The sequence below is a fragment of the Cyanobium sp. BA20m-14 genome (assembly GCF_024346295.1).
Map to the genome: position 1 here is coordinate 1 of NZ_JAGQCR010000174.1, position 6,856 is coordinate 6,856.

Genomic DNA, 6,856 nt, shown 5'->3' on the forward strand with positions numbered 1-6,856 from the left:
GAGGCGCCATTTGCGATTCCATTCGGCCTGCCCGGCTGCTGGAGCTGGAGCCACGACCTGAAACCGAGCGCGGATCTGCTGGCGCTGCCGGTAGAGAGCCGTGATGTGCTGGTGGCGTTCGATGCCGATGTGGCCAGCAAGTGGATGGTGTGGGAGGCGGCCCGGCGGCTGGAGAAGTACCTGCTGGGCGAGCTGATGGCCCGGTCGGTGCGGTTCCTGATCAACCCCGGCACCGGCGGCGATAGTGACGGCCTGGATGATCTGCTGGGCCGCCAGCCGACGCTGGAGCGGCGGGTAAAGCTGCTGCGCCACCTGATCGACACGGCGATCGAGCACAAGGCGATCAAGGCCCCGAAGCGGCCGGCCAAGCTCACCGCCTTTTTCGATGGCAGCAATTTCAAGCCCGCCAGCTGCTGGGAATACCTGAGCGGCGAGCACGACCTGGCGATGAGCGGCGACCAGTCGGTGGCGGTGTATCAGGGCGGGGTGTTCCACAACGGCTGCAGCCTGTGGTGGACCCGCCTGGTGTCCGAAACGCTCGGGGATGACTACCGGCCGGAGTTTGAGGCCAGCGTTACCAAGATCGCCCTGGCGCAGCTGAAAACCGAGGGGCTGGTGATTCCGTTCCAGCAGCCGCGGCCGGTGATCAATCTCCGGAACTGCCTGCTGGATGTGATGACCCTGCAGCAGCGGGAGCACACCCCTGAGCACCTGACCCTGATCCAGCTGCCGCACCAGTGGGATCCGGCAGCGGAGTGCCCCACGTACCTGCAGTGGGTGGAACAGGTGGCGCCGGGCCAGCTGGATGGGCTACTGGATGTGTGCTGCCAGATGCTGGATCTGTCGGAGTGGCCGCGGCTGATCGTGTTCCTGACGGGCCCGACCCGCTCAGGCAAAAGCACCTGGATCCGGATCCTTAACGCCCTGGTGGGCGCCCATTTGCGGGCGAATGTGAGCCTGCATGACCTGAGCCGATCCGGCGGTGATCGGTTCGCCAGCAGCAGCCTGTTCGGCAAGGTGCTGAATACCTTTGCCGATCTATCAGCGGAGGATCTGCAGGATCTGTCGCTGGTGAAAGTGCTCACCGGCGGGGATGAGTTCGAGGCCCAGCGGAAGCACGGGCATCGGTTCGCGATGCGGAACCAGGCGATGCTGGTGTTCAGCTCTAACACGGTGCCAGCCACCAGCGAGGCCAGCGGGGCGTTCCTGGCTCGGGTGGCCCATTTCGAGTTTCCGACCAGCTTTGTGGGCCGGGAGGATAAAACGATCGAGGATCGGATCCTGCGGGATGAGATCCCGGGGGTGTTGCGGCTGCTGGTGGAGGCGCTGCACAAGCGCAAGCTCCGGGGCAATTTCCTGCCGCTGGATCCTGGCCGCCAGCAGGCCTTTGCCGAGCGTACGGATCGGGTGCGGATGTTCCTGGTGGAGCGGACGGTGCCGGGCGATCGGAGTCCCCGGTGCATCCCCCGATCGAACCTCTACCAGCTGTTTTGCAGCTGGGTGGAGGAGGAGCACGGGGGCAAGGCCGGCTGGATTCTTGGCAAACACAAGTTCAACGAACGGGTGCGGCTGGCCTGGGTGCAGGAGTTCAAACCGGAGGGCGGGACGTGGTGCTGGGACCTGATTGAGGTGGATCCCGAAACTGCCGAGCGGGGGCCCTCAAAACTGCCGAGCGGGCCTGATTGTGATCAAGGTCAGCATCAAACTTCAACACCAGGGGGTGGCTCGGCAGTTTCGGGGTCAAAAGTGCCGAGCAAAACTGCCGAGGGAAAAATCGCTGTGGTGGAGGGTGATCTGCACGGTCCAGGGGCTGCTGGATCGGCAGTCTCGGCAGTTTCGCCCTATTGCACCACCTATAGGAAACAACCTGAGCTGAACACCAAACTGCTGCAATGGGTCAAAACTGCCGAAACTGCCGAGCCTTTAACAATGGCCGCGGCTGCTGAACCGGCCCTGTGGATCCCCCCGGCGGAGACCCTAGTGGTGGCCGGCAGCACCGATCCGTTGGTGGCGGATCTGGAAACCGCCAGCGCCGCGGAGCTATGGCGCATCCCAGATCCAACCCGGCCATTTGTCCGGCTGGTGGGCACCGATCACGGCATCGGCACCGATCCGGCCGAGCTGCTGGAGCACCAGGGCCCACTGGTGGCCCACAACGGGCTCGGGTTCGATTTCCTGGCCCTAGCCCATCACCACGGGCTGGATCTGCTGGGACTGAGCGAGGCGGGCCGGCTGATCGACACGATGGTGCTGGAGGCCCTGGCCCACCCGAACGTTGAGGATCTGCCGCCGGATCGGTATCTGCGCCAGCTGGGGCTGGATGCTGCAGCGGGGCGCCGCGGCCTGCCGGGCAAAACGGATGACCTGGGGGTGCTGGCGATCGAGGCGGCCGAGGGCGCCGGCTTGAAGGGCACACCGACTGAGCTGAGGGCAGCCGGGTTCGAGCTGATCCCGCAGGGCGAACCCAGATACACCAGGTACTTGCGGGGTGATGTGATGGCGGGACGCGCTGTGTTCGACGCCCAGTGCCCCGCCGGCCAGCTCACCCCCTACCAGCACCGCGAGCTGCGCCTGATGGGTCGCCTCACCCACGGCATCACCCTGATTGGGTTCCGGATCGACCGGCCGGAGATCGAGGTCCGCGAGGCTGCACGGCAGCAGCGCATCGCCGAAACCGTGGCCTGGCTGGAGGCCATCGGCCTGCCGCCCCGCACCCGAGACAAATGCGGCAAGTGGAATACGCCCCACGCCACCGCTGCCGGCAAGGCGGCCATCGCCGCGGCCTTTGACGAGCTGGGAATCAACCTGCCCGTCACCGCCACCGGCCAGCCGCAGATCAAGGCCGAGGGCCTGCTGGCCATCTCCGCCGAACACCCCGGCAATGCCGCCCTGGGGGCCCTGGCTGAGGATGTGGCCGGCCTGGTGGGCAGCCGCAGCACTTACAGCAATGTGCTGTCCTACGCCGCGGGCGATCGGGTGCACCCGGCAGTGTTCCCCGGCCAGGCCACCGGCCGCTGCAGCATCACCAAACCCGGCCTGACAGTGTTCGGCAAGAACGCCGGCAAGCTGGCCGAGCGGGAGGTGTTCCTGCCAGATGCCGATGATCACCTGCTGCTGGCGATCGACCTAAGCAAAGCTGACGCCCGGGCCGTGGCCGTATGGAGCCAAGATCCTGGATACCTCGATCTGTTTGATGCCGGGGTGGACATCAACCAGGCCCTGGCGCAGCAGTTTGGCATCCCCAAGAACCTGGCCAAGGCTCTGGGCCACGGCACCCGCTACAACCAGCAGCCCAATGGGATGCACAATCAGACCAGCATCCCCCTGCCGGAGTGCGAGGCCTTCATTCAGCGCCACCGCCAGCAGCACGCCGCCGTGCACCGCTGGATCGACCGGGTGGTGGCGATCGGCAAGTCCGGCGGGCCCCTGAACAACGGTTTCGGCCGCCTGCTCTACACCGGCCGCCACACCCAAGGCCCGCGCAAGGGTGAGAGCAAGGCCTTCACCCAGGCCCCGGCCTACATGGGCCAATCCACTACCCGGGAGTGGATGGCGGAGGGGATCCTGCGCCTGCCCCTGGAGATCGCCGCCCAGGTGCGTTGCTTCCTCCACGACGAGGTGGTGGTGAGCGTGCCCGAGCAGCACCTGGATCTGTACCGCGAGGCCCTGATGCAGGCCTTCCAGTTCCAATGGGCGCCGCCGGCCGAAGCAATGGTGATCTCTGGAAGTGGTCCCGTACGCCCGGTGCCGGTGGTAGCTGAGCTGAGCGCCGCCGGCCGCACCTGGGCGGATTGCTATCGGGGTGAATCGTGATGGCCATTACCTGCGCCCAGTTCCACCCGGGCTGGCTGTCGAGGCAACCGTGGCCGCGGCCTACGCCCGGCTGTTCTGCATCGGCCCGCCCAGGGCGACCTGGATCAGCGGATCCCACTCCGCCATGGGCTAAGCGCCGCGGCTGATCCAGCTACTGCTCACCGCCCTGCAACTAAAATCAGACTGAATCCATGGCCCGCCGCTCGCTCCCGCCACCGCCTGATGCCATCCCGATACCCGCCACCCGCGAGGGACCGGAGTGGGATGCGTTCTGTGAGGCCAACCCGCTGCACATGGCGGTGTGCGGCCGCGCCAGCCAGGCGATCACGGTGGCCAGGGTCGGGCAGATCATCGAGTGGTTCCACAAAGGGGCGGCCTATGTGACCGTGGTGGGCCGAGGCAGGGCGCAGTGGGGGCTGCAGAAGGCCCGCATGGAGGAGCTGATCGCCCTGGCCGATGAGGAGCTGAAACGGCACTTTCAATCCGAGCGGCACGAATACGTCAGCCGGATGCTCACCAAGGTGGACGGCGCCATCGAGGCGGCCATCGAGGATCGGCAGTTCAGCGCCGCCGCCGGCCTCATCGGCATCGTGGGCCGCTGGCTGAGCCTGGACCAGAGCACCACCACCCGGAGGCTGTGATGGCACGCCGCCGCAGACCCTCAGGCGCCTACCTGAGAGGCAACATCCTCGACGGTGCCGGGCCGGGCACGATCCTCGACCCGCTGCCGAAGAAACGCCCCGGCCCGGTGGGGCCGATCTGTTCCTGCCCGCCACCCCAGGCCAACAGGCTGGGAGGCCAGCGGCCGATGCTGCGCTGGGTCAGCCACACCGAGCTGGCCCCGTGCTGCGGCACCTGCCTCAAGCCGCTGTGGCCCGGGATCCACAAGCGCCGGCAGGCCGTGAATGTGATGGGCCTGGCCCGGCTGGATCTGGAGGCGCTCGATCTGGTGGATCTGGCCGACGCTGGTCTGCTGCTGGATACGCCGCGGCCACCAGCAGACCCTGATCCCTGGGTTGAGGCCCGGCAACACCCCCGGGTGAAGCGGGCCATGGTGGCCAGCGCCGGCGCCCTCGATCCCGATGAGGCTGCAGCCCTGGCGCAGCTGCCCTAGGAGCCTGTTGCGCATAGATCAGCGTCCGCTTCTCCACAGACGCCCCTAAATCTGCCCAGATCCCAGTGACTGCAATGGATCCAGGCGAGAGAATGGGGCATGCAAAAGCCCAAGTCCTTCCGTCCCTGGCAGCCGGAGCAGACGACCCTGCTGCCGCCATCACCCAGTGACTGGCTCTCGGATGACCACCAGGTGTATTTCCTGCTGGATCTGGTGAATGAGCTGGATCTCGGCGCGATTCTGATCCCTGCTCAGGCCAAGGATCCCCGTGGGGAGAAAGGGTTTGACCCGAGGATGATGACGTTGCTGTTGCTCTACGGCTACTGCGTGGGCATCGTCTCCTCGCGCAGGATCGAGCGGGCCTGCTACGAGGATCTGGCCTTCCGGGTGCTGACCGCCAACCAACAGCCCGATCACAGCCGTATCAGTGAATTCCGGCGCCGCAATCTTGATGCTCTGAGCGATCTGTTCGTGCAGATCCTGCGGCTGTGCCAGAAGGCCGGCATGGTGAGCCTGGGCCATGTGGCACTGGATGGCACCAAGGTGCAGGCCAATGCCAGCAAGCACAAAGCGTGGGATTTTACTCGGTGGGACCAGGGAGCACCTCAAAGCGCACAACGCTGAGCAGGCCAGGCTGCTGGAGATAGAAGCAGCAGCCATCGCTCCCTTTGTCCTACCCCTACACCAGCAAGGGGCGAGCCTCAGGCCGCTCACCCGCATCCTCAATGACTTTGAGCTCAGGACCAGAAAGGGGGTCCAAATGGCACCTGTCGGGCGTGGCGGAGGCTTGTTATTGGCTCAAATAGAGCGGAAAGACCCAGGCAGGGATGAAAGAGCAAGGTTTTATGCATTAACTGCATAAAGACATATGCCTCAGGAAAATGCCGGGCCGCAGCAGCTACTCGCTGAGAAATTAAACCTTGAATGCTGCCGGCTAAATTTTTTTATCCAAATTTGGCAAGACCCATGTAGAATCCAAGAGATCCTGAAGGCACGAGGAAGGGCTAGCAACTTATCCAGAACGCCCAAGCAAGAAGTAGAGAATTTAGTAATGGCAACCAATCTCAGCGACGAATTCCTCGCCTCCCTGCTCCCCGAGTGGTACGCCCTGCTCCAGGGCTGGGCAGCAGATGGCTCGCTGGTGGCGGCAGCTCAGGAGGCCTTGCTCCTTAACGGGACGCCTGAGGCTCTTGAAGAGCTAACAGCCCAGTGGGCAAAAGATGATTTCAGCGCCCTGCCGCCGATTGTTTTGCTTTCGTCGGCAGATATCAGCGGGGCGCTTGGGGCTTATGCGATCAGCACCGGAACCATCTATCTGAATGCTGTCTGGTTGGCGACGGCAAGCCAGGATCAGGTGAATGCGGTTCTCACTGAGGAACTGGGGCATCACTTGGATGCACAACTGAATGAAGCGGATACGCGTGGTGACGAGGGCGAGCACTTTTCCAATATCTTATTAGATAGACCCCTCAGCGAAGTAAATCTTTCCGGCCAATATACCTTAGGCGATGAAATTATATTGCTAGACCCCAAATCTGGGTACATTAACGCCGAAGCAGCTGTCCTACCTCCAAAGACACTGGCATCGGAGCAGTTCAACTCTGATCCATTTGCCGGACAGAGCTGGCTTTATATAGCAAATGGATCGGGAATTCAGATCGGCAGAGAATATAGTGCCGGGAGCTGGAAAAAAGGCGAGTTTGGATCAAGAAATTTTAGAACTGGAACTACATCGTATAATAATGGTCTTAGATACTGGTCTGATGATGGACTTGGTGGCGACCAAGACGTCAGGGTAGTAAAGGGAGCCCTGCAACTGAAAATCGGAGTCCTCGGAAGCCAGGGAGGCATCAATTCGAGTCCGAGATGGCTTGATCTAATAAACCCAAATACTCCAGGAGGGAGCGCAACATTGTATGTAGATCTCCC

General features: G+C 63.4%; 4 protein-coding genes and 1 pseudogene. All 5 read left to right on the forward strand.

The genetic code is table 11. The features are described from left to right. The coding region (locus tag KBZ07_RS14150) for a phage/plasmid primase, P4 family (RefSeq protein ID WP_254932211.1) at positions 1–3,813 on the forward strand (3,813 nt) is incomplete at its 5' end. A 191-nt stretch (positions 3,814–4,004) separates the two neighbouring features. After that, entirely contained in the window at positions 4,005–4,454 is a 450-nt protein-coding gene (locus KBZ07_RS14155) for a hypothetical protein (protein ID WP_254932212.1), read from the forward strand. Beyond that, a complete protein-coding gene (locus KBZ07_RS14160; RefSeq protein WP_254932213.1) occupies positions 4,454–4,927 on the forward strand; it encodes a hypothetical protein in 474 nt (157 codons plus the stop codon). The genes KBZ07_RS14155 and KBZ07_RS14160 overlap by 1 nt, the downstream gene beginning before the upstream one ends. A gap of 192 nt (positions 4,928–5,119) precedes the next feature. Then, positions 5,120–5,551 carry a transposase gene (locus KBZ07_RS14165; protein WP_254932214.1) on the forward strand — a complete coding sequence of 144 codons (432 nt, stop codon included), beginning with the start codon at positions 5,120–5,122 and terminating at the stop codon, positions 5,549–5,551. A 427-nt stretch (positions 5,552–5,978) separates the two neighbouring features. Further along, positions 5,979–6,856: pseudogene (locus KBZ07_RS14170) on the forward strand (hypothetical protein); the annotation flags it as partial.

Coding starts and splice junctions, on each gene's coding strand:
- KBZ07_RS14155 (WP_254932212.1), top strand. CDS start 4,005: ATGGCCCGCCGCTCGCTCCCGCCACCGCCTGATGCCATCCCGATACCC.
- KBZ07_RS14160 (WP_254932213.1), top strand. CDS start 4,454: ATGGCACGCCGCCGCAGACCCTCAGGCGCCTACCTGAGAGGCAACATC.